This window comes from Streptomyces sp. NPDC051677 (assembly GCF_044453465.1).
Taxonomy (GTDB): domain Bacteria; phylum Actinomycetota; class Actinomycetes; order Streptomycetales; family Streptomycetaceae; genus Streptomyces.
In genome coordinates this window covers 147,013-171,531 of sequence record NZ_JBITCT010000014.1, presented here as the reverse complement: position 1 = coordinate 171,531, position 24,519 = coordinate 147,013, and the positions used below count along the sequence as shown (strand labels likewise).

General features: G+C 72.4%; 19 protein-coding genes. 8 read left to right on the top strand and 11 right to left on the bottom strand.

Annotated elements, in window-relative coordinates:
* Window positions 1–746: 746 nt before the first annotated feature.
* Together ACIBAF_RS19005 and ACIBAF_RS19000 are read right to left on the bottom strand one after the other, a co-directional pair.
* A complete protein-coding gene (locus ACIBAF_RS19005; protein WP_399464356.1) occupies window positions 747–1,268 on the bottom strand; it encodes a DoxX family protein in 522 nt (173 codons plus the stop codon).
* 271 nt (window positions 1,269–1,539) lie between these two features.
* The gene (locus tag ACIBAF_RS19000) at window positions 1,540–2,829 is read right to left on the bottom strand and encodes a hypothetical protein (RefSeq protein ID WP_399464355.1); all 1,290 of its coding nucleotides are present in this window, start codon (window positions 2,827–2,829) and stop codon (window positions 1,540–1,542) included.
* Window positions 2,830–3,030: 201 nt separating this feature from the next.
* On the opposite strand from ACIBAF_RS19000, the gene ACIBAF_RS18995 reads away from it, so the two are divergent.
* Window positions 3,031–3,954: a DUF4429 domain-containing protein gene (locus ACIBAF_RS18995; protein ID WP_399464354.1), complete on the top strand. Its 924-nt coding sequence runs from the start codon at window positions 3,031–3,033 to the stop codon at window positions 3,952–3,954.
* A gap of 11 nt (window positions 3,955–3,965) precedes the next feature.
* Here the strand turns inward: ACIBAF_RS18995 and ACIBAF_RS18990 are convergent, their stop codons facing one another.
* Window positions 3,966–4,760 carry a class II aldolase/adducin family protein gene (locus tag ACIBAF_RS18990; protein ID WP_399464353.1) on the bottom strand — a complete coding sequence of 265 codons (795 nt, stop codon included), beginning with the start codon at window positions 4,758–4,760 and terminating at the stop codon, window positions 3,966–3,968.
* A gap of 110 nt (window positions 4,761–4,870) precedes the next feature.
* On the opposite strand from ACIBAF_RS18990, the gene ACIBAF_RS18985 reads away from it, so the two are divergent.
* Both ACIBAF_RS18985 and ACIBAF_RS18980 read left to right on the top strand, forming a co-directional pair.
* Window positions 4,871–5,497, top strand: a complete 627-nt coding sequence (locus tag ACIBAF_RS18985) for a hypothetical protein (RefSeq protein ID WP_399464352.1) — start codon at window positions 4,871–4,873, stop codon at window positions 5,495–5,497.
* 58 nt (window positions 5,498–5,555) lie between these two features.
* Complete coding sequence (locus ACIBAF_RS18980) at window positions 5,556–6,029, top strand: pyridoxamine 5'-phosphate oxidase family protein (RefSeq protein ID WP_399464351.1); 474 nt, start codon at window positions 5,556–5,558, stop codon at window positions 6,027–6,029.
* 18 nt (window positions 6,030–6,047) lie between these two features.
* Here the strand turns inward: ACIBAF_RS18980 and guaA are convergent, their stop codons facing one another.
* Entirely contained in the window at window positions 6,048–7,628 is a 1,581-nt protein-coding gene (guaA, locus tag ACIBAF_RS18975; RefSeq protein WP_079660351.1) for a glutamine-hydrolyzing GMP synthase, read from the bottom strand.
* Window positions 7,629–7,915: 287 nt separating this feature from the next.
* On the opposite strand from guaA, the gene ACIBAF_RS18970 reads away from it, so the two are divergent.
* From ACIBAF_RS18970 to ACIBAF_RS18950, 5 genes are all read left to right on the top strand, one after another.
* Window positions 7,916–8,239, top strand: a complete 324-nt coding sequence (locus ACIBAF_RS18970; protein WP_334581203.1) for a chorismate mutase — start codon at window positions 7,916–7,918, stop codon at window positions 8,237–8,239.
* Window positions 8,240–9,015: 776 nt separating this feature from the next.
* Window positions 9,016–9,633, top strand: coding sequence for a hypothetical protein (locus tag ACIBAF_RS18965; RefSeq protein WP_399464350.1), 618 nt, complete (start codon window positions 9,016–9,018; stop codon window positions 9,631–9,633).
* Between the two features lie 65 nt (window positions 9,634–9,698).
* Window positions 9,699–10,754, top strand: a complete 1,056-nt coding sequence (locus ACIBAF_RS18960; RefSeq protein ID WP_399464349.1) for a hypothetical protein — start codon at window positions 9,699–9,701, stop codon at window positions 10,752–10,754.
* A 140-nt stretch (window positions 10,755–10,894) separates the two neighbouring features.
* Window positions 10,895–11,626 (top strand): hypothetical protein, encoded by a 732-nt coding sequence (locus ACIBAF_RS18955; protein ID WP_399464348.1) that lies wholly within the window; start codon window positions 10,895–10,897, stop codon window positions 11,624–11,626.
* Between the two features lie 195 nt (window positions 11,627–11,821).
* On the top strand, window positions 11,822–12,844 hold the full coding sequence (locus ACIBAF_RS18950) for an LPXTG cell wall anchor domain-containing protein (RefSeq protein ID WP_399464347.1): 1,023 nt from the start codon (window positions 11,822–11,824) through the stop codon (window positions 12,842–12,844).
* Between the two features lie 92 nt (window positions 12,845–12,936).
* On the opposite strand, the gene ACIBAF_RS18945 is transcribed toward ACIBAF_RS18950, so the two are convergent.
* The 7 genes from ACIBAF_RS18945 to ACIBAF_RS18915 all read right to left on the bottom strand — a co-directional run bounded on the left by ACIBAF_RS18945 (window position 12,937) and on the right by ACIBAF_RS18915 (window position 24,345).
* Window positions 12,937–14,799 (bottom strand): GMC oxidoreductase, encoded by a 1,863-nt coding sequence (locus ACIBAF_RS18945; protein ID WP_399464346.1) that lies wholly within the window; start codon window positions 14,797–14,799, stop codon window positions 12,937–12,939.
* A gap of 47 nt (window positions 14,800–14,846) precedes the next feature.
* Window positions 14,847–16,508: a succinic semialdehyde dehydrogenase gene (locus ACIBAF_RS18940; protein ID WP_399464345.1), complete on the bottom strand. Its 1,662-nt coding sequence runs from the start codon at window positions 16,506–16,508 to the stop codon at window positions 14,847–14,849.
* A 104-nt stretch (window positions 16,509–16,612) separates the two neighbouring features.
* The gene (locus ACIBAF_RS18935; protein ID WP_399464344.1) at window positions 16,613–17,137 is read right to left on the bottom strand and encodes a hypothetical protein; all 525 of its coding nucleotides are present in this window, start codon (window positions 17,135–17,137) and stop codon (window positions 16,613–16,615) included.
* Between the two features lie 661 nt (window positions 17,138–17,798).
* On the bottom strand, window positions 17,799–17,969 hold the full coding sequence (locus ACIBAF_RS18930; RefSeq protein ID WP_399464343.1) for a hypothetical protein: 171 nt from the start codon (window positions 17,967–17,969) through the stop codon (window positions 17,799–17,801).
* Between the two features lie 110 nt (window positions 17,970–18,079).
* Window positions 18,080–19,717, bottom strand: a complete 1,638-nt coding sequence (locus tag ACIBAF_RS18925) for a serine/threonine-protein kinase (RefSeq protein WP_399464342.1) — start codon at window positions 19,715–19,717, stop codon at window positions 18,080–18,082.
* Between the two features lie 62 nt (window positions 19,718–19,779).
* A complete protein-coding gene (locus ACIBAF_RS18920) occupies window positions 19,780–21,531 on the bottom strand; it encodes a serine/threonine-protein kinase (protein WP_399464341.1) in 1,752 nt (583 codons plus the stop codon).
* A gap of 147 nt (window positions 21,532–21,678) precedes the next feature.
* The gene (locus ACIBAF_RS18915) at window positions 21,679–24,345 is read right to left on the bottom strand and encodes a protein kinase (protein ID WP_399464340.1); all 2,667 of its coding nucleotides are present in this window, start codon (window positions 24,343–24,345) and stop codon (window positions 21,679–21,681) included.
* Window positions 24,346–24,519: the final 174 nt, after the last annotated feature.

Sequence of the window (24,519 nt, the reverse complement as noted above, 5' to 3'; positions counted from 1 at the left end):
CCAGGACCGCAGGACCGCAGGACCGCAGGACCGCAGGACCGCAGGACCGCAGGACCGCAGGACCGCAGGACCGCAGGACCGCAGGACCGCAGGACCGCAGGACCACTGGGCCGCAGGGCCGCAGGGCCGCAGGGCCGCAGGGCCGCAGGACCACAAGGCCGCAGGACCACAGGACCACTGGGCCGCAAGGCCGCAGGGCCGCAGGACCACGGAGTCACAAGGCCGCCAGCCGTCCGCGACCTACGGGGGCAGGGCCGCACAGGCGCCGGGTCACCCCGCCCGCCGTACAGCGCTTCCGTGTCCTACGGGCGCAGGGCCGCCGAACCGCCGGGGCGACGTGACTTGCGGGCACGACGCCGCCTGTGCCATACGGGCGTAAGGCCAACCGGACGCCGGGACACCCGGCCGCACGGCCTTACGGGCACAGGGCCGCAGGGCCACGCGGGCCGCGTGTCGGGAAGGCCGGTCGGGTCGACCGGGCGAGCCGGGTCGACCCGTCGGTAGGCCGGAGCGGTCGGCCGGTCGGAGCGCTCGACTCGTCGGCCGGTCGGAGCAGCCGACGCCTCGGCCGGTCGGAACGGTCGGCCCCTCGGCCCGTCGGGGTGGTCGGCCCGTCGGGCCGTCGGGGTGGTCGGCCCGTCGGGCCGATCGATCCCTCGGCCCGTGGGAACAGTCGACCCCTCGGCCCGTGGGAGCAGTCGGCCCCTCGGCCCGTCGGAACGGTCGGCCCGTCGGCGGGGCTGGCTCTAGCCCAGGCCTCCCGCTCGCTGTCGTCGCCCGTTGCGCCAGACCGCGTCGAGGGAGAGGACCGGGGCGCCGGCGAGGACGAGGGGCAGCCAGGCCATGAGGTAGGCGAGGTCGTTGCCGTAGTAGTACGGGTCCGAGGCCCAGCTCACCGTCAGCCACAGACTGAGGGAGATCAGCGCACCGCCGAGCGCGGCGATTCGAGTGAGGAGGCCCAGCAGGGTGCCGATACCGACGGCGAGTTCACCGAAGGCCATGGCGTAGCCGAAGCCGACGGGGCTCTTCAGGGCCATGTCGACCAGGGCCGGGATGGCCGAGGAGTCACGGACGGCGCGCATCGTGTCGCCGATCGAACCGGCGCCGCTGCCCTTCAGGAAGGCGCCGTCGGTGAGTTTGTCGAGGCCCGCGTAGATGAAGGTGACGCCGAGAAAGATGCGCAGAGGAAGGAGGGCGTACCGGGTGGCGGTGTCACGCCAACTGCGGCCGCCGCCGTCGAGGTAAGGGGGGTAGGTGTCCGTCCGCATGCCGTGAGTCATCGCCCGTAGCCGCCTCTCGCCCGGAGTGGTGGGACCCCTCAACAGACCTTACGTACGAAATGGGGGGTGCGCTCAACTGCTTGCACGGGCTCTCCGCCCACCAATTGTCAGCACGGGCGCTCCGCCCCGCCGGTTCACTCCTCGCCCGTTCACTCTCCCGCCGGTTCGCTCTCCCGTCGGTTCGCTCCCCGTCGGTTCACCCGCCCGGCGGTTTACTTCCCCGCCGGTTCGCTTGCCACGCGTTCTCTCCCCCGCCCGTTCAGTCCGTCACGTCGATCGTGTAGCGGTTCGTCTCCGTTCCCGCTGCTGTGACGACCTGTACCTCGACTCGGCCCGGTTCCACGTCCGCCGGGACGGGGACGGTGAGGACGGCGTCGGTGGGGTTGCTGAAGCCGCCCGAGACCGGGACGAGGGGGACGTGGACGTGGACCGGGCCGATGCGGACGACCATGCGGGAGAGGCGGTCCGCGGTCTGCGCGCCGGGCGGGACGAAGCCGGCGCCGCGGATCTCGATGTCGTCGCCGGTGCGGATCGGGGCGTCGAGGTCGCCGGCCTCGCGGGAGCGGACGACGGAGAGGATGACGGGACGGCCGCCCTCGGCGTACTTGCCGGCGAGGTAGGTCGCGGCCGAGACCAGGACGACGACGGCCAGGCCCCAGGGCAGGTCGGGGAGCTGGTCGGGGCGGCGGGCCAGCCGGACCGCGGCGAAGACGAGGGCGACGGCGCCGATCACGACGTACTGGATGTCGGCGAAGGTGCCGCGGCCGGCGTCGTCGGTCAGCAGGTCGGCGGCGCGCGGCCGGTGGGCGCGGACCTTCTGGAGCCGCTGGGCGAGGACGCGCAGGCCGACCACCCGGCGCACCAGCACGGCGATCCCGCAGACCACGGCGAGGACGGTCACCACACCGGCGCCCCGGGCGAGGTCGAGGCCGGCGATCAGTGCGTCGCGTTCGGCGTGGTCGGAGGCGGCGGCGAGTCGTCCGACCAGGACCAGCACGGCGTAGGCGACGAGCAGGACCCAGGCGGCGGCGACCGCGCGGGAGGTGGAGAGGCGGTTGTCCTCGCCGATCACCGGGGCGAGCGCCCCGCCGCGGGCCCGGTGGAACCAGGAGGCGGCGGTCAGCACGCCGGCGACGACGAGCGCGGCGAGGAGTCCGGCGCTGCGGGCGGCGGTCCAGCCCGCACCGACGGCGGTCAGGGACTGGACCAGCAGCAGCACGACGACCGTCACCCATACGGTGACCGACGTGCGGAGCCACAGGCGGGCCAGCCAGGCCTCGCCCTCGGCGCGTCCGCGGTCGGCGACGAGTTCCGCGGACTGCGTCAGCTCCTCGGAGACCCACTGCCGGGAGGCGGACGCGGAGTGGGCGACGGCGGCCGGCAGGCCCTGACCGGCCGCGAACTCGTCCCGTTTCACCAGAAACGCGGCCACCGCGCGCCGGTGCCCTTCGCGCGCCCCGTGCGGACAGTCCCCGCAGGTGCAGCCGCCCTGGTGTGCGCCCGCTCCCGGGCCAGGGACCGTGCCCTGTCTCGCCTCCTGCACCGCCACGTCCGACGCCTGCCTTCCCCGCGACCCGATCGGATGGCGGCCCTGGAGAACCCGCTGCGGACCCCGCCCGCCACCCTGTGAACAACTCCCCTGTGATGACAGCGAATTGTGCCCTACGGCACACCATGTCGTTTCCGGTAGGTGTGATCGGCGCGGGTGAAGCGGGGCGGGCCGTGTTGACCCGGCTGCGAGAATTTCCGTATGGCCGAGATCATCCAGCGTGACGGGACCTGGGCCTTCGACGGCACGACGGTCAGGATCACGCCTGGGCTGCACCGCTCCGTGCCGCTGTTCCGGCAGACGTACGGGGAGATCGCCGTGCCTCTGGAGGCGGTCGCCGGGATCGTCTACGAGCCCGAACGCAGGCGCGGCCGGCTGCGGATGCGGCTGCGTGAGGGGGCGGATCCGCTGTTGCAGGCGACCGGCGGTCGGCTGCCCGACACGGCCGATCCCTATCGGCTCACGGTGGACATGGACCGTTCCGGGGTCGCCGAGTACCTCGCCGAGGAGATCCGGCACGCGCTGCTGCTCGAGCAGATCCCCCATGAGGCGACCGGGGCGTATCTGCTGCCGGGTCCGCCGGTTCCGGTCTCCGTGCGGTCGTCCGACGGGACGGTCTCCTTCGACGGCATCCAGGTGCGCGTCGACTGGGCGGACACCTCGGACCGGGTGAAGCGGGCGACCGGCCCGCGCGTGATCGACGTCGGTGACCTCGTGCAGGTCGAGTGGCTGCCCAACTCCGGTTACGAGGACGGCTTCCTGCGCTTCGTGACCCGCGAGACGGTGTTCTCGAAACTGCCCGCCGAAAAGGACCCGTACGCCCTGGACCTGTGGGGCAACGTGAGCCGCGACCTGCTGACGGCCCTGGTGGCGACCGCGGTCACCGCCCGTCTCCCGCACCCCTCGGCCCGCGCGCACACCGAGCCCGGTCACGAGGACGAGGGCGAGAGCGCGGGCGCGGGCGCCGACCGGTTCCGGCGGGTGACCGCGTCCCTCCCGCCCCGGGCCGACCACCACGACGTACTGCTGCGCCGGCTGCGTGAACTGGGCGAGCTGCACCGGGACGGGGTGCTGACGGACGAGGAGTTCGCGAGGACGAAGGCGGTCGTCCTGAGGGGATTCTGACTCCCCCGTGCTCAGCTCAACAGGTCCGGTTCGCTGCGGCTGATGTCCTGCCAGAGCGGCTGGTAGTTGATCCAGGCCACCAGGTCGCCGCCGAGCTGTTCCCGGGTCGCCACCGCCGCCCGGTGGTCGATCAGGACGGGTCGGCCCGCCGCCCGCGCGGTCAGCTGGACCTGGCTGGAGCGTTCCATCGACAGGAACCACCAGGCGGCCGCGTCGACGGAGTCGCCGACCGTCAGCAGGCCGTGGTTGCGCAGCACGAGCGCCTTGTGGGATCCGAGCGCGGCCGCGATGCGCCGCCCCTCCCCGGCGTCGACGGCCACCCCGGTGTAGGCGTCGTAGAGGGCGTGGTCCTCGTAGAACGCGCAGCTCTCCTGGGTGATGGGGTCGAGCAGCTCGCCGAGCGCGGCCAGGGCGCGGCCGTGGACCGAGTGGCAGTGGGCGACGGCGACGACGTCGGGGCGGGCGGCGTGGACCTGCGCGTGCACGGTGAAGGCGGCCTGGTTGACGTGGTAGCGGCCCTCGACGACCTGCCCGTCGGCGTTGGCCAGCACCAGGTCGCTGACGGTGACGTGCTTGAACGGCATCCCGAACGGGTTGACCCAGAAGCAGTCGCTGAACTCGGGGTCGCGGGCGGTGATGTGCCCGGAGACGCCGTCCTCGAAGCCGAGTCGCCCGAAGATCCGCACCGCCCCTGCCAGCCGTTCCTTGCGGTGCCGGCGCTCGTCCTCCATCGAGTCGTGCATCGGCGGCATCGCGAACTGCAGCCGGTCGGTGGGCAGCGGGGCAGGCGGCGTGGGCCCGTGCATCGGTCCTCCAGCACTGGGTTGCTTTACGACGCGGAAGTTACCGTCGGTCAGTGCAAAAGGGCAGAGCCGTTATGCAAAGATGACGATTTCCGTCACCTTCGGAGCACGTCTTGAGCATCGCCGATCGCCACATCACCTCCCTCATGCGTCAGATCTCGACGCGCAACGCCATCGAGCTCGTCCATCCCTTCGCCGAGTTGCAGACGTTCGGCGCGCTGGTCTACATCGCCGAGTGCTACGGCTTCCGGTACGAGAGCGTGCGTCTTGTCGGCAAGCAGCGCATCCTGCACGTCCAGTTGGTGCGCGATCCCAGCCCGTTGGCGCGGCAGCGGGCCGCGGCGAACTCGGCGGCCTTCCCCGACCCGGGCCCCGGACGGCCTGTGCCGGGCATGTACCTGGGCTCGCTCACCCCGGTCCCCGAGGCCCAGCCGGACGTCGACCTGATCACGGCGCTCATCCGCCACGACGCCCTCGGCGCGGCCGCCAACCGCAGGCAGCTGCAGTTCATCGGCTGGGGCTCGGCGGTGCTGTTCCTGCTGATGGCCGTACTGACCGGCGTGTACGCCGTGCTGCTCCCGCTCGCCGTGCTGATGCCGGCGTTCATGCTGGGCGCGCTGCGGGTGAACACGAGCCGGCGCGCGAAACTGGCCAAGCAGCTCACGGCGGCCGGGTGCACGCCGGTGCGGGACGCGGCGGGGCTGGAGCGGTATGTGCGGCCGGTGCCGCAGGGGTTCTGAGCCGAAGTCCTGGCCATACCGGACAGCGGCTGTCGGGTATCGGCGTCAGACTCGCCGTATGACAGCGAACTGGGCGGCCTTCGCCGCAGCCGAACCCGCACTCGCGAAGCTCGCCGAGGACCGTTTCGGGGCCTTCACGCACCACGTCCTCGCGACCCTGCGCAAGGACGGCTCCCCACGCACCACCGGCATCGAGGTCCGTTTCCTCGGCGGTGAGCTGTGGCTCGGCATGATGCCGGGCTCGCTCAAGGCCCTCGACCTGCGCCGGGACCCCCGCTTCGCCCTCCAGGCCAACCCGGGCGAGGGCACCGGGATGGGCGGGGGCGACGTACGGATCGCCGGCCGGGCCGTGGAGGTGGTGGACGGGGCGGCGAAGGCGGGTTACGTGAAAGAGGTGGAACCGCCGGAGCCGTTCCACCTCTTCCGCACCGAGCTGACGGAGGTCGTGCGGACCTACGTCGAGGACGACACGTATCTGGTCGCCCAGGTCTGGAAGCCCGGAGAGCCGGTGCGCACTCTCAAGCGGACGTGACCTTCAGGACAGCGGGGACTACTCCCACTCGATGGTGCCCGGCGGCTTCGAGGTGACGTCGACGACGACACGGTTGACGTCACGCACCTCGTTGGTGATCCGGGTGGAGATCTTCGCCAGGACGTCGTACGGCAGGCGTGACCAGTCGGCGGTCATGGCGTCCTCGGAGGAGACCGGGCGCAGGACGATCGGGTGGCCGTAGGTGCGGCCGTCGCCCTGGACGCCGACGCTGCGGACGTCGGCGAGGAGGACCACCGGGCACTGCCAGATCTCCCGGTCGAGACCGGCGGCCGTCAGCTCCTCGCGGGCGATGGCGTCGGCGTCGCGGAGCAGGTCGAGGCGGTCCTTGGTGACCTCGCCGACGATCCGGATGCCGAGGCCGGGGCCCGGGAACGGCTGACGCTGGACGATCTCCTCCGGCAGGCCGAGTTCCTGGCCGACCATCCGGACCTCGTCCTTGAACAGCTTGCGCAGCGGCTCGATCAGCTGGAACTCGAGGTCCTCCGGCAGGCCGCCCACGTTGTGGTGCGACTTGATGTTCGCGGTGCCGGTGCCGCCGCCGGACTCGACGACGTCCGGGTACAGCGTGCCCTGGACGAGGAACTCCACGGCCGGGCCCTCGTCGGCGATGATCTCCGCCTGGGCCTGCTCGAAGACGCGGATGAACTCGCGGCCGATGATCTTCCGCTTCTCCTCGGGGTCGCTGACCCCCTTGAGGGCGGTGAGGAAACGCTCCTCCGCGTCGACGACCTTCAGCTGGACGCCGGTCGCGGCCACGAAGTCCTTCTCGACCTGCTCGGTCTCGCCCTTGCGCATCAGACCGTGGTCGACGTAGACGCAGGTCAGCTGGGAGCCGATGGCCTTCTGGACGAGGGCGGCGGCGACCGCGGAGTCCACGCCGCCGGAGAGGCCGCAGATGGCGCGCTTGTCGCCGACCTGCTCGCGGATGGCCGCGACCTGTTCCTCGATGACGTTGCCCGTGGTCCAGGACGGGGTGAGCCCTGCGCCTCGGTAGAGGAAGTGCTCCAGCACCTGCTGGCCGTGCGTGGAGTGCATGACCTCGGGGTGGTACTGGACGCCGTACAGCTTCTTCTCGTCGTTCTCGAAGGCGGCGACCGGGACGACGTCCGTGGACGCCGAGACGGAGAAGCCCTCGGGGGCGGCGGAGCAGGCGTCGCCGTGCGACATCCACACGGCCTGCTCGGCCGGGGTGCCCTCGAAGAGGGTGGAGGACGAACGGGAGACGTGCAGGTCGGTGCGGCCGTACTCACGGGCGCCGGTGTTGTCGACGGTGCCGCCGAGGGTCTGCGCCATCAGCTGGAAGCCGTAGCACATGCCGAAGACGGGGACGCCGGCCTCGAAGAGGGCGCGGTCGACGGTCGGGGCGCCCTCCTCGTACACGGACGAGGGGCCGCCGGAGAGGATGATCGCCGCCGGGTTCTTGGCGAGCATCTCCTCGACCGGCGTGGTGCTCGGCACGATCTCGCTGTAGACCCGCGCCTCGCGGACTCGACGGGCGATGAGCTGGGCGTACTGCGCGCCGAAGTCGACGACCAGGACGGTGTCGGGGGCGGCGGCAGCGGGAGTCGCTGATGACACGGGGGCCTTCCGGCGGTTGGGCGGGGTCTCTGTGCTGGCCAATTCTACCGAGGTGGGCGTGGGTCCGGTCCCGTGACCGGACGGCCTCCTCGTCTCAGGATGCGAACCGCCTTGGATGTCGCCCGGCGACCCTGCATACTGACCGCATGCTTCCGCACACGACCTTCGTCTTTACCTATGGCAACCGGCCCACCGGCTGCCATGGTCGTGCTGCTTGAGCAACTGACAAGCGACTTCCCAGGCGCCCCGGGCCGACAAGGTCCGGGGCGCCTGGTGTTTTCCGGATCCTGTCGCTCCGGGGCGTCCCACCGAACCGACGAGGAGCCCCCATGACCGCCACCGACGTGACCGGCGCCCGTACCCCCGAGGCCGCCGACGTGATCACCGGTGCACGCGAGCGCATCGACGCCCTGGACGACCGGATCATCGGGCTGATCCAGGAACGGATGGCGGTGTCCGCCGTCGTCCAGGAGGCGCGGATCACGTCCGGCGGGCGGCGGGTGAACCTCTCCCGTGAGATGGAGATCCTCAGCCACTACAGCGAGGCGCTGGGCAAGCCGGGCACGTCCCTCGCCATGACGCTCCTGGAGCTGTGCCGGGGTCGCATCTGAGTTCGGGCGGCCTCTCACCCGTACGGCGCGTGACCGCCCCACGGACGGTGTCGTTGTCCCGGTGTCCGCTCCAGCCAGGGGCGGGCCCGTAAGAACCACGCGTGGCTCGCTGGAGCGATGAGGCGTGCGGATCGTGCCGTGCGTCGTGGGACCTCGCTCCGGACAGGTGACCGGACGGCAGGGGACAGCAGCCCGGTCACCCAAGAGAACGGCCGGCCTCGGGGACGCCCGGGGCCGACCGGCGGAAAATGCAAAAATGCACAAGGGCTGGGTCAAACGGTTGCGGGGGCCGCGCTCATCCAGCACGATGCGTAGAAAGCTCCCTTTCGGCCCCGCAAGGCCGTGCACTCCACCCGGCCTTGCACGGCACTCGACAAGCCAGCGGCGCAACCCCCCGGCGCCGCTCCCAGGCACCGGCGCTGCCCTGACGCCGGTGCTGACGATGACGAAGGGCCTCGCGGATTCCGTCCCGCGAGGCCCTTCGTCATGTCCGGGCGAGTCATGTCCGGGCGAGTCATGTCCGGGCGAGCCGCGGCCAGGCGAGCCGTCGGGGAACGGCCAGGAAGGATCCCCGGCGAGAGTCATTGATTTCTCAAAACTTTCGCCGATCTTTCACGCTATGCACACATCGAGCCTCTTAGGGATCACTTCGAGCCAAACAGCGCTTGGTCAACTTTTGGCCAGTGCTTGATCCCGTTAGATCGCCCCATCCGCCCCGCACTCATCGGAACCTCCGACGAATCGCACAGGCGGCGGACAGACAGGGGGGATCGCAGGTGGCGATCAAACGGAGGACGATCTTCGTCATAGGGGTGGCGACCGCCGCCCTGGCCGCGGGCACCACCATGGTCCAGGCCGCACTGACCGACAACATGTACCCGACCAGCAACTACTTCCACACCTGTTTCGACGGCGACATGGGCGACGGGTTCTGCCAGACGGACAACAAGACCCTCACCCTCTACAGAGAGGGCAGTCTGACCGCGGCCGAGAAGAAGACCATCGCCCGTGCGGCGAAGGACTACTTCGGGCCGACCGACCTCGTCGTGAAGGTCCAGTCCTCGGGTGTCTACGTAGGCGGCGCGGAGACCGACGTCATCTACAAGTCGAAGACCCTCACGCGCGGGAAGATCGGCATCACCTGGTGTGATGACGCCGTCAACGCGAAGACGTGCGACCAGCACTACATCGTCTTCAACAAGAACCACACCGACATCGGCTCGGTCAACAAGTCGGACGCCTGCCACGAGACCGGGCACGCCGTCGGCCTGACGCACGGCCCCGACGCCAGCCCCCGGCTCGGCCTGTACGACGACCGCCTCGGCTGCATGTCGTACAACGACGTCTACAAGCTCGGCGCCAACAACAAAGAGAACATCAACGCGACCTACTGAGGTCCGACCGGATCTGCCGAGAACAGTTCACATCTGACGAGCTGACCAGGGGGAATCTCGTGGCAATGAGCACCAGAATGAAAGTGACGGGGACCGTGCTGGGCGCCGCCGTGGCCGGTGTCCTGATCGGTTCGGCCGCGCTCGTCCCGTTCGCGGACGACGCGCACGCCGATGCGGCGGGCCGGCGCGGCGGCGTCGTCCTCGGCGAGTCGAAGGACGCCATCCCGTCCCGCACCGCGAGCGACTGGGTGTCGTACGGCGACCAGGCGGCGGTCGTCCATGTGGCCGCCGAGCACGAAGGGGTCGCCGACAGCGAGGAGATCGCGGCCGGCGAGGGATACCTGTCCCGGACGATCGATCTCCAGGTCAAGGAGCGCGTGTGGTCGCGGTCCGGCGCCACCGCCCTGCCCGACACCCTGTCGGTCATCGCCGACGGCTGGGAGTTCAAGCAGGACGCCAGCAAGCTCCGGGTGAGCTCGCAGGACTCCTCCCGCATGGAGGTCGGGCACGACTACCTGGTCTCGTTCGCCCACTTCTCCGACGGCGAGTGGTCGACGCTGGGGACCGGCGCGATCCTGCCCTACGACGGCAACGAGGTGGGCCAGGGCGAGTACCAGGGCGCGACGGTCACCGCCTCGGCGTACCGCTCTTCGATGGCGGCGCGGCTGGTCACTGGGGTGGCCGAGCCCCTCACCTACCAGGCGGCCGGCAAGACCGCAGCCGGCGTCAAGGCGATGCTGACCAGCGCGACCCCCGACGCCACCGCCGCACAGAACTACGCCCTCGACGCGGTGGCCCGGGCCCGGCTGGTCGCCAAGGCCGCGGCGGCCGCGGCGGCGGCCGCGGACACCTTCTGCCGGGTGGCGGCGCCGCTCGCGACCGACGCCGGCAGCAAGTACTCGCCGAGTGAGCTCTCGGACGTCGTGGGCGACCTGGCCGGGATGACGGAGACGCCGGCGGACGCCACGATCCTGCGGGCCTACGCGGCACAGCTCCGCTCCGGCGACACGTCCACCTGGACCGCCAGCGCCATCCGCAAGACGGCGGCCACCCGGATCGGGCGCGCCTGCACCATCGACGTCGGCGACCTCCTGCCGAACGACACGGACGACGCCGAGTGACCGCGATGAAGTGACGGATGCGAGTCGTGGCCCGAGCGCTCGGGCCACGGCTCGGCCGGGCCGCCCTCCCTGAACGAACAGAGGCCTCGCGGCGTCACAGTGGCGACCTGCCGTACCGACCGAGGGGGAGTCCCGTGGCCATGACCACGCGCACGAAGATCACGGGGGTGGTGCTCGGCGCGGCCGTCGCCGGCGCGCTCGCGCTCGTCCCGCTGACGGACGACGGCCCCGATCCCGGCCCTGGCCCTGGCCCCGGTCACGACACCGCCGGCGCAGGCGCAGGCGGGAACGTCGTGCTCGGCGAGTCGGAGAAGGAGGCTGTGCCCTCGTTCACCGCGACCGACTGGGTGTCGCACGGCGACCAGGTCGCGGTCGTCCGGGTCACGGCCGAGCGCGAGCTGCGCGACGCCTCACGTGCGGACACGGGCGACGACTCGGGCGAGGACTACCTGGCGCGGACGGTCGACCTGCGGGTCGGGCAGCGGCTCTGGGCCCGTTCCGGCGCGCCGGCGCTGCCGGTCACGGTGTCGGTCACCGCCGACGGGTGGCAGCTGAAGGACGGTGCGAAGAGGGAAGTGGGGTCGCGGGCCTCCTCGCGGCTGGAGGTCGGCCACGACTACGTGGTCGCATTCGGACACTTCTCCGACGGAGCGTGGGCCCCGCTCGGGTCGGGCGCTGTTCTGCCCTGCGACGGCGGTCGGATCGGCGACGGGGAGTTCCAGGGGGAGACTGTCACCGTCGACGCCTACCGCTCGGCGCTGGAGCAGCGGCTGGTCCCCGGCGACGAGGAACCGGTGGCGTACCGGGCCGTGGGGAAACCGGCCGCCGGCGTCCAGGGGATCCTGCGGGGTGCAAAGCCGACCGATGGCTGAATCCGAACCGCCACCCGACCCCCGGACAATGTGATGCGCGCCACATAAAGATCCTGTGAGCGGAGGGCAACTGTTCACAGGCTTCACCTGTCACACCTAGCGAAACAAGGCCCACTCCCACACCCCCATGCGGAAGGCCTCCCCCCAACCAGATCGACCGAGGTCTTCATGAAGCTCCGCCGCACGATGGTCACCATGGCCGCGACCGCTGTCATCGCGCCACTCGCCCTGCTGTCCGCGCCCGCCGCCTTCGCGGAGGAGAACGACACCTCCTCCCCGAGCGCGACCGCGACGGAGACCGTCACCTCCACCCCGGCCACGGCCGACTCGGACGCCCCGGGCGCCTCTGGCTCGCCGACCGACACCACGTCGCCGTCCTCGTCGTCCGCGTCGGACGGCGGCCTGAAGGCGTCCGGTACGCCGTCGGACACCACGTCGCCGTCCGCGACCGGCTCGGGCACGGCCGGCGCGAGCGCTTCGGCAAGCGAGGACGAGGGCGGGTTCGACCCGTACACGGACTGCAAGAGCGTCGACCTGGACAAGAACCTCTCGGCGACGATCAGCGGCCTGCCGAGCAAGATCGTCGCCGGTTCCGGCTGGCACGACTTCACGTACGAGGTGGAGAACAACTCCGACGTCGACTTCAAGAACGTGTACATGGCCACGTTCCTGGAGTACTCCGACGACACGGACGCCTGGCTGTCCGAGGGCCTCGCCGTCGTCCAGGTCAAGGAGGACGGCAAGTGGACCAACGCCTACCAGGACTCCTACGAGGACGAGAAGGGCAAGACCGTCAACGTCACCGGCTCCTTCGTGGGTCTGCTGGACGAGCTGGAGAAGGACTCCTCCGCCACCATCGACCTGCGGGTGAAGGTCGGCGCGAAGGCTCCGGCGGGCTCCTCGCTCGCGATGAGCGAGGCCGTCTACGTGGGCGACAAGGCCGACTGCCACTACAACGGTGACGAGTACGACGTCGAGATCCTCGCCGCCGGCGGCGACGCGGGCGGGGCCGGCGACGCCAAGCCGAACGGCGACAAGCCCACCAGCGGCGCCGGCGCCCGGCCCCAGGGCGGCGCCAAGCCGATCAGCGGCAGCCTCGCCTCCACCGGCTCCAGCTCCGCGCTGCCGATGATCGGCCTGGTCGGCGGGGTCACCGTGATCGCCGGTGCGGGCGCGGTGTTCGCCGCACGCCGCCGCAAGGTGGGCACGCACGCGTAACACGTCTTGGGTCTGAGGACCGAAGGACCAGCGAAGGGACCTGCGCTCGGAGGGGGGCGCGGGTCCCTTCGCCCATTCCCCGGGCGGTGGCCCTACTGCTTGGGCGGGACGGTCGGCATGCCCAGGAACGGCAGCTTCAGCGCGCCGAACGCCTCCGCCGGGACCGCCGGGCTGACCGGCTCCACCGGCTTCAGCCGCTCGTACGCCGCTCCCTGCGCCGGACGCGGGTCCGTCTCGCCCTTGTTCGGCCAGTACGACATCGCGCGCTCGGCCTGGGCGGTGATGGTGAGCGACGGGTTCACGCCCAGGTTCGCCGAGACGGCGGCGCCGTCGACGACGGAGATGCCGGGGTGGCCGTAGAGGCGGTGGTACGGGTCGATGACGCCGGTCTCGCGCGAGTCGCCGATCGGGCAGCCGCCGAGGAAGTGGGCGGTGAGCGGGGTGCCCATCAGCTCGCCCACGTTGGAACCGGCGAAGCCGTTGATGTCGGCGGCGATCGCGGAGGCCGCCTCGGAAGCGGCCCTGATCTGCTTGGGATTGGGGGCGCCATGCCCCTGACGTGCCGTCAGCAGCCCCTTGCCGACGCCGTCCGGCTTCAGGTACGTCGTCAGTGAGTTGTCCAGGGACTGCATGACCAGGCCGATGATGGTCCGCTCCGACCAGCGGCGGTTGGACAGCGAGCGCAGGACGAGCAGGGGGTGGCGGGCCGCGTTCGCCAGCCAGCCCGCGACCCGCGACGAGCCCTGCGCGTAGGGCACTTGCAGGATCGACAGGCCGCCCATCGAGTTGGAGCCCTTGCCGTAGCGGACCGGCTCGATGTGGGTGTTCTCGTCCGGGTGGATCGAGGAGGTGATGGCGACCCCGCGCGTGAAGTCCGCCTTCGGCGCGCCGGTCGCCTTGCGGTAGCGGCGGTCGTCGGTCTGCGCGCCGACCAGGGCCTCGGAGTTGGTACGGGTCAGCTCGCCCAACCGGTCGGACAGGTACGGGAGTTGGCGGCCCGCCTTCATGCGGTGCAGGAGGGTCTGGGTGCCGTACGTCCCGGCGGCGAGGACGACCCGGCGGGCCTTGAAGATCCGGCCCCCGTCCTTCTTCCCCCTGCCTGTCTTCTTCCCGCCTGTCTTCTTCCCGCCTGTCTTCTTCCCGCCTGTCTTCTTCCCGCCTGTCTTCTTCGCGTCGGTGGGGAGGGTGGCGACCGCGTAGCCGCCCTGCGAGTCGTCCGTGACCGACACGACCGTCGTCAGGGGGTGCACGACCGCGCCCGCCTGTTCGGCGAGGTGGAGGTAGTTCTCGTTGAGGGTGTTCTTCGCGCCGTGCCGGCAGCCGGTCATGCACTCGCCGCACTCGGTGCAGGCGTTGCGGTCGGGGCCGACGCCGCCGAAGTAGGGGTCGGGCACCGGCTCCCCCGGCCTCGCCTTCGCGCCCGTGCCGTCCGCGTCCTCGCCGTCGCCGAAGAACACGCCGACCGGCGCCATGTGGAAGGTGTCGCCGACGCCCATCCGCTGCGCGGCCGCCTTGAGGTGCACGTCGGAGGGGGTCGTGGTCGGGTTGAGCCGTACGCCGAGCATGCGGCGCGCCTGGTCGTAGTACGGCTTCAGCTCCTCCTGCCAGTCCGTGATGTCACGCCACTGGGGGTCGTCGAAGAAGGGCTTCGGCGGTACGTAGAGGGTGTTGGCGTAGTTGAGAGAGCCGCCGCCCACGCCCGCGCCGGCCAGGACCATGACGTTGCCCAGCAGGTGGATGCGCTGGATGCCGTACAGGCCGAGTCTCGGGGCCCAGAGGTAGTTCTTCAGGTCCCAGGAGTTCTTCGGCAGCGACTCGCGGGTGAAGCGGCGGCCGGCTTCCAGGACGCCGACTCGGTAACCCTTTTCCGTCAGGCGCAGGGCGGTCACGGAACCGCCGAATCCTGAGCCGACGACGAGAACGTCGTAGTCGTAGGCGTGGGCGTCCTGGGGCACGTGCTCTCCTCGTTGAGAACGGGCGGGGGGCGGGGGCGGAACACGCCCTAGCGCAGCCGGAGTGCCTTCATCACCTTCAGGCTTCGGCTCATGAACTCCGCGTACTTCGCGTCGTCCATGCCCAGGGCCGGGGCCAGCGGCAGCAGGCGCTGCTGGGCGACCGTCTGGGCCTCCGTGTACTTGAGGATGCCGTCGGAGCCGTGGCGGCGGCCGAGGCCGGAGTCCTTCATGCCGCCCATGGGGGACTGGACGCTGCCGTAGGCGGCGGCGTAGCCCTCGTTGACGTTCACGGTTCCGGCCCGCACCCGGGAGGCGACGTCCCGGCCGCGGCGGCCGTCCTTCGTCCACACCGACGAGTTCAGGCCGTACGGCGTGGCGTTGGCCTGCTCGACCGCCTCGTCCTCGGTCTTGAACCGGTAGATGGAGACGACCGGGCCGAAGGTCTCCTCGGCGCAGACCGCCATGGGCTCGGTCACGCCGTCGAGGATGGTCGGCTCGAAGAAGTACGGGCCGATGTCCGGGCGGGCGACGCCGCCGGCGACGACCTTGGCGCCCTTGGCGACGGCCTCGTCCACGTGCCGGGTCACCGTCTCCAGCTGGCGCTCGCCGACCAGGGAGCCCATGTCGGCGCCGTAGGCGAGGGAGGTGCCGAGGCGCATGGCCCTGGTGCGGGCGGCGAAGCGCTCGACGAAGGCGTCCGCGATCGACTCGTGGACGTACAGCCGCTCGATGGAGATGCAGAGTTGACCGGCGGAGGAGAAGCAGGCGCGGACGGCGCCGGCCGCGGCCTTCTCGATGTCGGCGTCCTCGAGGACCAGCATGGCGTTCTTGCCGCCGAGTTCGAGGGAGACGCCGACGAGACGGGCGGCGGCGCCCTGGGCGACCTCGCGGCCGGTGCGGGTGGAGCCCGTGAAGGAGACGTAGTCGGCGTGCCGGACGACCTCCGGGCCGACGACCGGGCCCTCGCCGATCACGACCTGGAAGACGTCGGCGGGCAGGCCGGCCTCGACGAGCAGGTCACGCGCCCACAGGGCGGTCAGGCAGGTCTCGGTGTCGGGCTTCATGACGACCGCGTTGCCCGCGACGAACGCGGGGAGCGCGTCGCCGACCGACAGCTCCAGCGGGTAGTTCCAGGGGGCGATCTGGCCGACGACGCCGCGCGGGTGGCGCAGCTCGGTGACCTTCGTCAGGGTCGGCATGGCGCCGGCGTGCCGCTTGGGGCGCAGGTAGGCGGGGGCCTTGCGGCCGTAGTGCCGTGCAGCGACGGCGACGGCCTGCACCTCCTCGTGGGCGTGCAGGCGCGCCTTGCCGGTCTCCAGCTGGATGAGGTCGAGCACCTCGGCCTGACGGGCCAGTATCAGGTCGTGGAAACGGAGCAGGACGGCGGCGCGCTCCCGCACGGGCGTGCGCGCCCAGACGGCCTGCGCCCTGCGGGCCGCCTCGTAGGCCCGCTCCACGTCCGCCGGGGTGGACTCGGGCAGGTCGGCCAGCTTCTCGCCGGTGAACGGCGTGTGGTTGGCCGTACGGCCGGAGCCGGTCACGCCCTTGGTGAGCTGGGCGACCAGCTCCGGAGTGACCACGTCGGCGGCGGTGCGGACGCCGGTGGGGGTGGGGGCGATCGGGTTGGTGCCGGTCTTGGCCGACGTCGTTTCCGGCGTCGTTTCCGGCGTTGCTTCCGGCGTCGTTTCCGGGGCCTGCGAGTCCGTCATGAGGCGCAGGGTATGACGTGGGGAAGACTTTGGGTACCCGCCGGTAATACGGTTTCACCGACCGCACACACGACGCCAGCGTTCACTGGCAACAAACCTGCTGATCAGGGCGTTGGGGGAGGTCGTTCACCGATCTTCAGACGGTCGCGGGCCTGCTTGAACACGGTGGCGCCCTGCTTCTCGTCCGCAGTGCCCTTCGGCATGTCTACGCGCAACTCGTACAGGCGGGCGTCGCCGGTGCGGACGAAGAGCTCCATGACGCGGGTCGGCGTGTCGTCCAGCCCGTAGGCGGTGTCGGCGAGGGCGGCGTCGTAGCCGTGGAAGGTGGTGCGGGTGTTCCGGGTGCGCGCGTCGGGAGCGCGGCCCTGCCAGGTCTCGTGCGCCTGGGCCGCCAGAGCCATCGGCGCGGCGGGCGCCCGGTCCCACTGCGTGAGGCGTACGTCGACGGAGCGCGCCGAGTAGACCACCTGGCGCGGCTGCCGACCGGCGGCGCCCTGCCGGGCGGACTCCCGGTACGGACTCGGGAGGGAGAGCACGGCGTCCATTCCGTCCTCCTGGTGGGCGACCCAACGCGCCCCCGCGGGGGCGGGCTCCGCCGGAGCGGCCGGCGCCGAACTGGAGTAGGTCACCGCCCGCTCCCCGCCCGCCCCGCTCCCGCGCTCCCCCGGGAGCAGGGCGATCCCCACCCAGACCCCGCCGACGAGCAACCCGGTGAGCAACGCAAGGGCAGGGGGCCGACGGCGGAGGGGCCGCCGGGGCCGGGAGCTCGAAGTGGGACGCGGCGGCCCGGCCTGCAGCGCCCCGGCCTGCAGCGCCCCGGTCTGGAGCGGCCCGGCCTGGAGCGGCCCGGTCTGCAGCGGCCCGGTCTGCAGCGCCCCGGTCTGGAGCGCCCGGCCTGGAGCGCCCGGCCTGGAGCGGCCCGGTCTGCAGCGGCGACCTGCAGCGCCCGACCTGCAGCGGCCCGGCCTGCAGCGCCCCGGTCTGGAGCGCCCGGCCTGCAGCGGCCCGGTCTGCAGCGGCCCGACCTGGAGCGCCCGACCTGGAGCGCCCGGCCTGGAGCGCCCCGGCCTGCAGCGCCCCGACCTGCAGCGCCCCGGCCTGCAGCGGCCCGGTCTGGAGCGCCCCGCCCTGCAGCGCCCGACCTGCAGCGCCCGACCTGCAGCGGCCCGGCCTGGAGCGCCCGGCCTGGAGCGCCCCGGCCTGCAGCGCCCCGACCTGCAGCGCCCCGGCCTGCAGCGGCCCGGCCTGCAGCGCCCCGGTCTGCAGCGGCCCGGCCTGCGGCGGCCCGGCCTAGGGGTCGCCGGACAACTGCGGCTGTTTGACGGCGACTTCGCGCTCGACGAGCTCGTCGTGGGGCCGCCAGACGGTGCCCATGCCGCCAGAGCCGATGCGTTCCAGCAGCCGGTAACGCCCGCCCACCGTCCGTCCCTTGGCGCCGCCGGGGTCACCGTCGTTGCTCATGCCTCCATGACGACGACGATCCCCCTCACCCCCCACCCGAACCGGCGAACTGCGCCGGCATCACCAACTCGCCTTTGTCCGGGCCGAGCCGACTTCGGGTGCCGTGAACCTCACCGTGTCATGAACGTGTCGACGGCGACGTCGAAGTACTCCCGCGCCTCTCGCACCTTCCCGACCGGCGCCGACACCCACACGTCGTACAGCCGCCCGCCTTCCTCCCAGCACAGGTCGTACGTGTGCCGAGGGCCCTCCGCCGCGCTGAAGCCGTCCCAGGTGAACTCCCAGAGGGCGGCGGGACGTCCGCCGTGCGTGGTCTGCGTGACCCGGCCGTCGTGGTAGCCGGGGTTGGTGTCCGCGCCCTTGGCGGCCGCCCGCTCCATCACGCTCAGCGGGCCGCCCGGTTGCGGGTCGGCGACCTTGACGCCGAGGCGGAAGACCTCTCCCGGGGACATGTAGAAGACCCGCTCGCCCTGCGGCGTCCGCGTGAAGCCGTCCGGCACGGCCAGCGCGAACCCGCCGGGGTCGTCGGCCACACGGTAGCCGGAGGGCGCGGACGGCGGACGGCTCCCCCCGACGGGCTGCACGGGAACCGTCGTGGGGGACGGCGTGGCGGGCACGGAAGAAGGCCGGGAGGTGGGTGTGGGCGCAGGACTCGCCGAACCGCTCGCCGAACCGCTCGCCGAACCGCCGGCCCCCGGCGCCGAACTCGTGGGCGTGCGCCCCCCGTCGCCGTCCTCCCCCTTCATCAGCAGTGCCGCCGCCGACACGCCCGCCCCCGCCATCGCGGCGACCAGCAGCGCGGCCACCAGCACACCGCGCGTGGAGCGCTCCCGGGCGGGCGGGGCCGGCCTCGGCTGAGGGAGGTCGGCCTGGGTCGGCGTGTAGCCGGACGACACCGGCTGCGGCGTCCGCCCCGTGTCCAGGTAGGCGCGCAGCAGCCGCTCCGCCTCCGCCCCGCCCAGCCGCCGGTCCGGATCGCGCTCCAACAGCCCCCGTACGACGGGCAGGAGCGGCCCGGCCTGCACGGGCGTGCGGATCTCGGCGAAGACGACGGCGTGCAGGATGCCGCCCAACGAGTCGCGCCGGAAGGGGGATTCGCCGCTGAGCGCCGTGCACAGCAGCGCGCCCAGCGACCACAGGTCGGACTCCGCGCCGGTCCGCGCCCCGGACATCCGCTCCGGCGCGGTGTACTCGGGCGAGCCGACGAACGAGCCGGTCTCGGTGAGCGTGGTGGCGCCCGCGACCTGCGCGATGCCGAAGTCGGTGAGGACCACGCGGTCGCTGTCGCGTTCCAGCAGGACGTTCGCGGGCTTGATGTCCCGGTGCAGGACCCCGGCCGCGTGTGCGGCGCGCAGGGCGCCCAGCAGGGCGACGCCGATCCGGGCCGCCTCGTCCGGCGCGAGCGGGCCGTGCGCGGCGATCCGGTCGGCGAGCGAGCCGCCGTCGATCAACTCCATGACGATGTACGGGCGTTCGCCGTCCTCGACGACGTCGTGCACGACGATGATGTGCGGGTGGCTCAGCTGGGCGACCGCGCGGGCCTCGCGCAGCGTCCGGTCGCGGCGGCCCCGCGCCTCCTCGTCCGACAGCGTGTCGTCCTGGGTCAGCTCCTTGACGGCGACACGCCGTCCCAGCAGCTGGTCGGTGGCCCGCCACACGACCCCCATGCCGCCGCGCCCGAGCCTCGCCTCCAGCCGGTAACGGCCCGCGATGACCCGTACGGCGTTCCCGCCCCCCTCGGTCCCCATGCGCCCATCATGCCCCACCGGACGCCACGCCTCCGGGGCGCCGTCCGGCCAACTGACGACGGCTATGAGGCCGGTTCGCGCCAGCTCTGCAGTACGGACTTGAACTGCTTGGCCGTCGTGGCCCAGTCCGCCGCGGGCGAGGACATGTAGATCGCGTACTCGGTGCCGTCACGGGCGACGTACGTCTCCTCGATCGCGCGGCGCGGCCCGGGGAACTCCGTGTCCTTGGGCTGCGCGGTCCAGGTGTACTCCCACTCGGAGCCGTCGCGGTCGCGGTAGACGTTCTTCTCCAGGGTGACCCGGTTGTAGTCGACCAGCCGCTTGAGCTGCTGTTCCAGGTCGATCTGATGCGCGTACGGGTCGCTGAAGTCGGGGGACTTGTCGAGGGCGATGCGCACGAAGTGCTCGCCGCCGTCGGGCGAGTAGTCGATCTGCTGGAGGTCGCCGTCGTCCTGGTACACCTTCCGCTCCCAGCCGTCGGGCAGCGAGAGCCCGAAGCCGAGCGGGTCGTCGACCGGCTTCCCGGAGTCGGACGCGGCGGTGCTCGTCGGTTTCGGCGATGCGGACGACGACGCCTGCCCCGCCGAACCACTGGCCTCCGGCTGCCCCTTGTCCCACGCCTGCAGCGCCACCGCCGTACCCCCGCCGACCAGCGCGGCGACGACGATCACGAGCGCGAGCGTGCGCAGTCGGCGGCGCCGGGGCGGCTGGGCGGCCGACGCGGACGAGTCCGGGCCGAGGTGCGTCGGGCCCACGGCCGTCGGGTCGGTCATGGGGTGCCCCGGCCCGTGACCGTGGCCGTTGCCATGACCGTGGCCATGGCCGGGAACCGGTGTCGAGGCCTCCGGCGCCACGGGAACGTACGCCGTACCGGCGGTGCCGGAGATACCGCCCGTGCCGGACGTGGGGTGGGACATGGAGTGCGAGGTGGGGTGACCTCCCGTGGCCCGGTCGAGGCCGCCGAACTGCGTCGGCACGTACGCCTGCGCCCCGTTCGGGCGTCGGCCCTCGGCCACCTCGGCGAGAAGGTGCTCGGCCTCGGTGGTGTCGGGGCGGGTGGCCGGGTCCTTGCGCAGCAGGGCGGTGATGACGGGGCCGAGCGGGCCGGCGTACCGCGGGTCGGCGGCCTCCTCCTCGACGACGGCCTGCAGCGTGGTCAGCGGCGAGGTGCGCCGGAACGGCGACCGCCCCTCCACCGCTGTGTACAGCGTCGCGCCCAGCGCCCACAGGTCGGACGACGGTCCGGGATCGTGGCCGCGCACCCGCTCGGGGGCGAGGTAGTCGACCGAGCCGACGACCTCACCGGTGCGCGTGATGGTCGAGTCGCCCTCGATCTGCGCGATGCCGAAGTCGGTGAGCAGGACGCGGCCGTCGTGCCCGAGGAGCACGTTGCCGGGCTTGACGTCACGGTGCAGGACGCCGGCGGAGTGCGCGGCACGCAGGGCACGCAGCACCCACAGGCCGATCCGGGCCGCCTCGGCGGGCTCGACGCGCCCGTCCTCCTTGACGGCGTCGGCCAGCGAGCGGCCCTCGACCAGCTCCATCACGATCCACGGCCGGCCGTCGTGTTCGAGCACGTCGTGCACGGTGACCACGGCGGAGTGGTTGATCCGCGCCGCCGCGCGCGCCTCCGCCCTGGTCCGCGCCAGCAGGACGGCCTGGTCGCCCTCCGAGACGTAGAGCGCGGCCGTCAGCTCCTTGATGGCGACGGCCCGGTGCAGCAATTCGTCGTGCGCACGCCACACCCGGCCCATGCCGCCGCTGCCGATGGAATCGGCGAGCCGGTAGCGGCCCGCGAGGAGCAGGCCCTGCATCTGATTCACGTTGCCCCGCAATGCTCTTGACAGGGTCAGCGTAAAGACCGGGTCGCATTCGTGGAACCAGCGGGGTCCCAAGGAGACAGCACTGTGACGGTTGTCGCTTCCACGGGCATGCGGGAACCAGCGCGGACCGGGGTGCTCTCAGCCGGTGTACTGGTACGTGGCCGACGCCTGCTCGTACAGCCGCGTGACCTCGTCCCGCTCCGCCTCGGGGCCTCTGACCTGCACGATGTGGTACCGCCCGGAGATGAGAACGGCGAGGTTGCGTACGTAGAGCGCCCGTCCGGCGCCGTCGGTCCAGGTGAACTGCCCCTCGGCCATGGTCCGCGCGCCCACCGTCGTCGTACGCAGCCCGGAGGCCGTCGCCCAGCTGGAGTCGCGGTACGGCTGGAGCTCGCTCTCCTTCTCCCGCTGGTAGACCATCGGGTCGCTGCCGTTCGACGACGCGCTGTCGCGCCCCGGTACGACGATCAGCTCGAAGTCGCCGTGCGCGTAGACGACCTGCCCGCGCCCGTTCTTCGGCGTACGGTCCCAGCCGTTGGCCACGGCCACCTGGAAGCCGGCGTCGTCCTTACGGACGGTGAACCCGTCGGCGACGTTCGCGCCGGCGCCGCCCGTGCTGCCGGCGCCGCCGGTCTGCGTCCGGGTGGCTTCCGAGGACGCGGAGGCGCCGGCGCCCGGCGAGGTCTGGTCGGGCCTGGGCTCGCTGCTCGCGTCGGGCGCCTGGCCCGCCTGGCCCGCCGATGTCGCGGTCGACCCGGTCCGCTGGGAACCGTCCGCACCGGCCGCTCCGTCCTCGCCGGCCTTGGGCATGAACAGCATGGCGTAGGCGATCGCCGCGGCCAGCACCAGCAGGATCAGCAACAGCAGTGTGCGGCCCAGGCTGCGCGGCGAGCGGCCCGTGTCCGGGCGGCCCCGCTTGTGCCGCGCGTGCGTCGCGGGCAGTCCGGCGCGCCGTCTGCGCACCAGCTCGCCCTTGCGGCGGACGATCGGCAGTCGGCGCGGATCGGCGGGCGGCGCGGCGACGACGTACGTGCCCGCCTCCGGCTCCGGTGCGGAACGGACCAGGGAGCGCAGCCAGCCCCGCAACTCCTCGAAGTCGAGACGCTCGGTGGGGTCCTGGCGCAACAGGGACTCCACGACCGGCCTGAGCGGTCCGCACTCCTCGGCGAACGCGGGCGGCTCGGCGCACACCAGCTGCACCAGCTCGGCCGTCGACTCCTCCGGGTACGGCGCATGCCCCTGTACGGCCCGGAAGAGCAGCGCGCCGAGCGCCCACAGGTCGGTCGCGGGACCGATCGGCGCGGCCAGCTGCCAGTTCTCGTGCACCGGTCCGGCCTGCTCGGGCGCCCACCGTTCGGTGACCGGCCCGACGACGGCCATCCGCGCCTGCCGTGCCCGCTCGGCGGCCAGCGCGGTGGCGGGGCCGCGCCGGGGAACGCTCCCGGGCGCCTCAGCCGCGACCTCGTCCCAACGCGCCCCGGCCCGCACCTCACCCGACGGTTCCTGCCCGGGCGGGAGGGAAGCGTGCGGGAGGGAAGGGTGCGGAAGGGAAGCGTGCGGCGAGGCGCCCGGCACGGGGGCGCCCCGGACGCCGTAGGGGTCGGCTATCTGCCCGGGAGGTCCGCCGTCCCCGGCCCCCGGGGCGTCGTCCGCCGCGGTCCGGGCGCCGGGCAGGGCCGCGCGCCCGTTCTGCTGCGCCTCCTGGGCCTCCTGCACCCGGGCCGCCGCCCGCGCGCCCGCCCGGTACGCGGCGATCGCGCCGGCCCGCGCGGCACGGATGTCTCCGCCGGTCTCCAAGGGCGCCCTGCGGGCCACCACCCCGCCCCCGCCGGACGACTCGCCCGCCGGCACCGGCAACACACCGGTCGCCCGCGCCTCTATGGCAGCGCGCCGAGCGGCCTCAGGATCCACCGCCTCGGCTGCCGCACCCACGCCCGGCCCGAAACCGCCCCCGGCAACACCGCCAACCCCAGCACCCACCCCACCAAAGCCACCAGTCCCAGTCGGTCCAACAGCAGACCCACTCACACCACCGGGCTGAAGCGGCGCCGCCACGGCCCGAGGCCCGCTTCCTCCGCCTGCCCCACCGTTCCCACCGTTCCCGGCGCTCCCGCTGTCACGGCCGCTCTCACCGTTACCGCCGGAGGCATCCTCGTCCGTCGGCACCGGGTCGTACCCGCACAGCGCCTCTTCGGCCGCGCCGACCGCGAGGCCGGTCAGCATGACCCGCCCGTCGTCGCAGACGAGGACCGTGCGCGCGGTGATGTTCCGGTGCACCCAGCCATGTGCGTGCAGCACCCGCAGCGCCGTGAGCACGTCGGAGGCGACCTCGGCCGCCCGGTACGGCGTCAGCGGCTGCTCGGCTAGCAGCGCGGCCAGCGGCCGGGCGGCGACCAGTTCACTCACTATCCACAGCGAGCCGCCCTCGGCGAACACGTCGAAGACCTGGTCCAGCCGCGGATGGTCGGGAATGCTCGCCGCGGCCTGCGCCGCCTCCATCGCCCGCCGTACGACGGGGTCGGCGGGCCGTCTCGTCCCGGCGCCCGCGCCGGCGGCCGCACTCGCGCCCACGCCCCGCACCCCTGGCCGCCGCGCTCCGCGCTCGCGGGCCGTGAACCCGTCGGGCAGCCCCTCCGCGTCGAGCACCTCCGCCTCGACGACCTCCGGCAACGGCACCTGGCGGACCAGGACTTCCTGCCCGCTGTAGGTGTCGAAGGCCCGGGTCTCGGTGAGTTCGTACTCGTCGGAAAGCGGCAACGGCAGGCGGTAGCGGTCGACGAGTACCCGACCCGCATAGTCGTCCACGTTGCCTCCCCCGGCCGCCCGGTCGGTCAATTCCGTTCGTCCTGCGTGCCGTTACAGCCTTATCCGGCCGTGTTGCTGGATGCGTACGGTCCGCAGGCACTCACGATACGTGCCGGAGGCAACCCGCAGAGAGGGGATGCGAGATCTCGCGCCCCCAACGCCGTTGCCGACGGC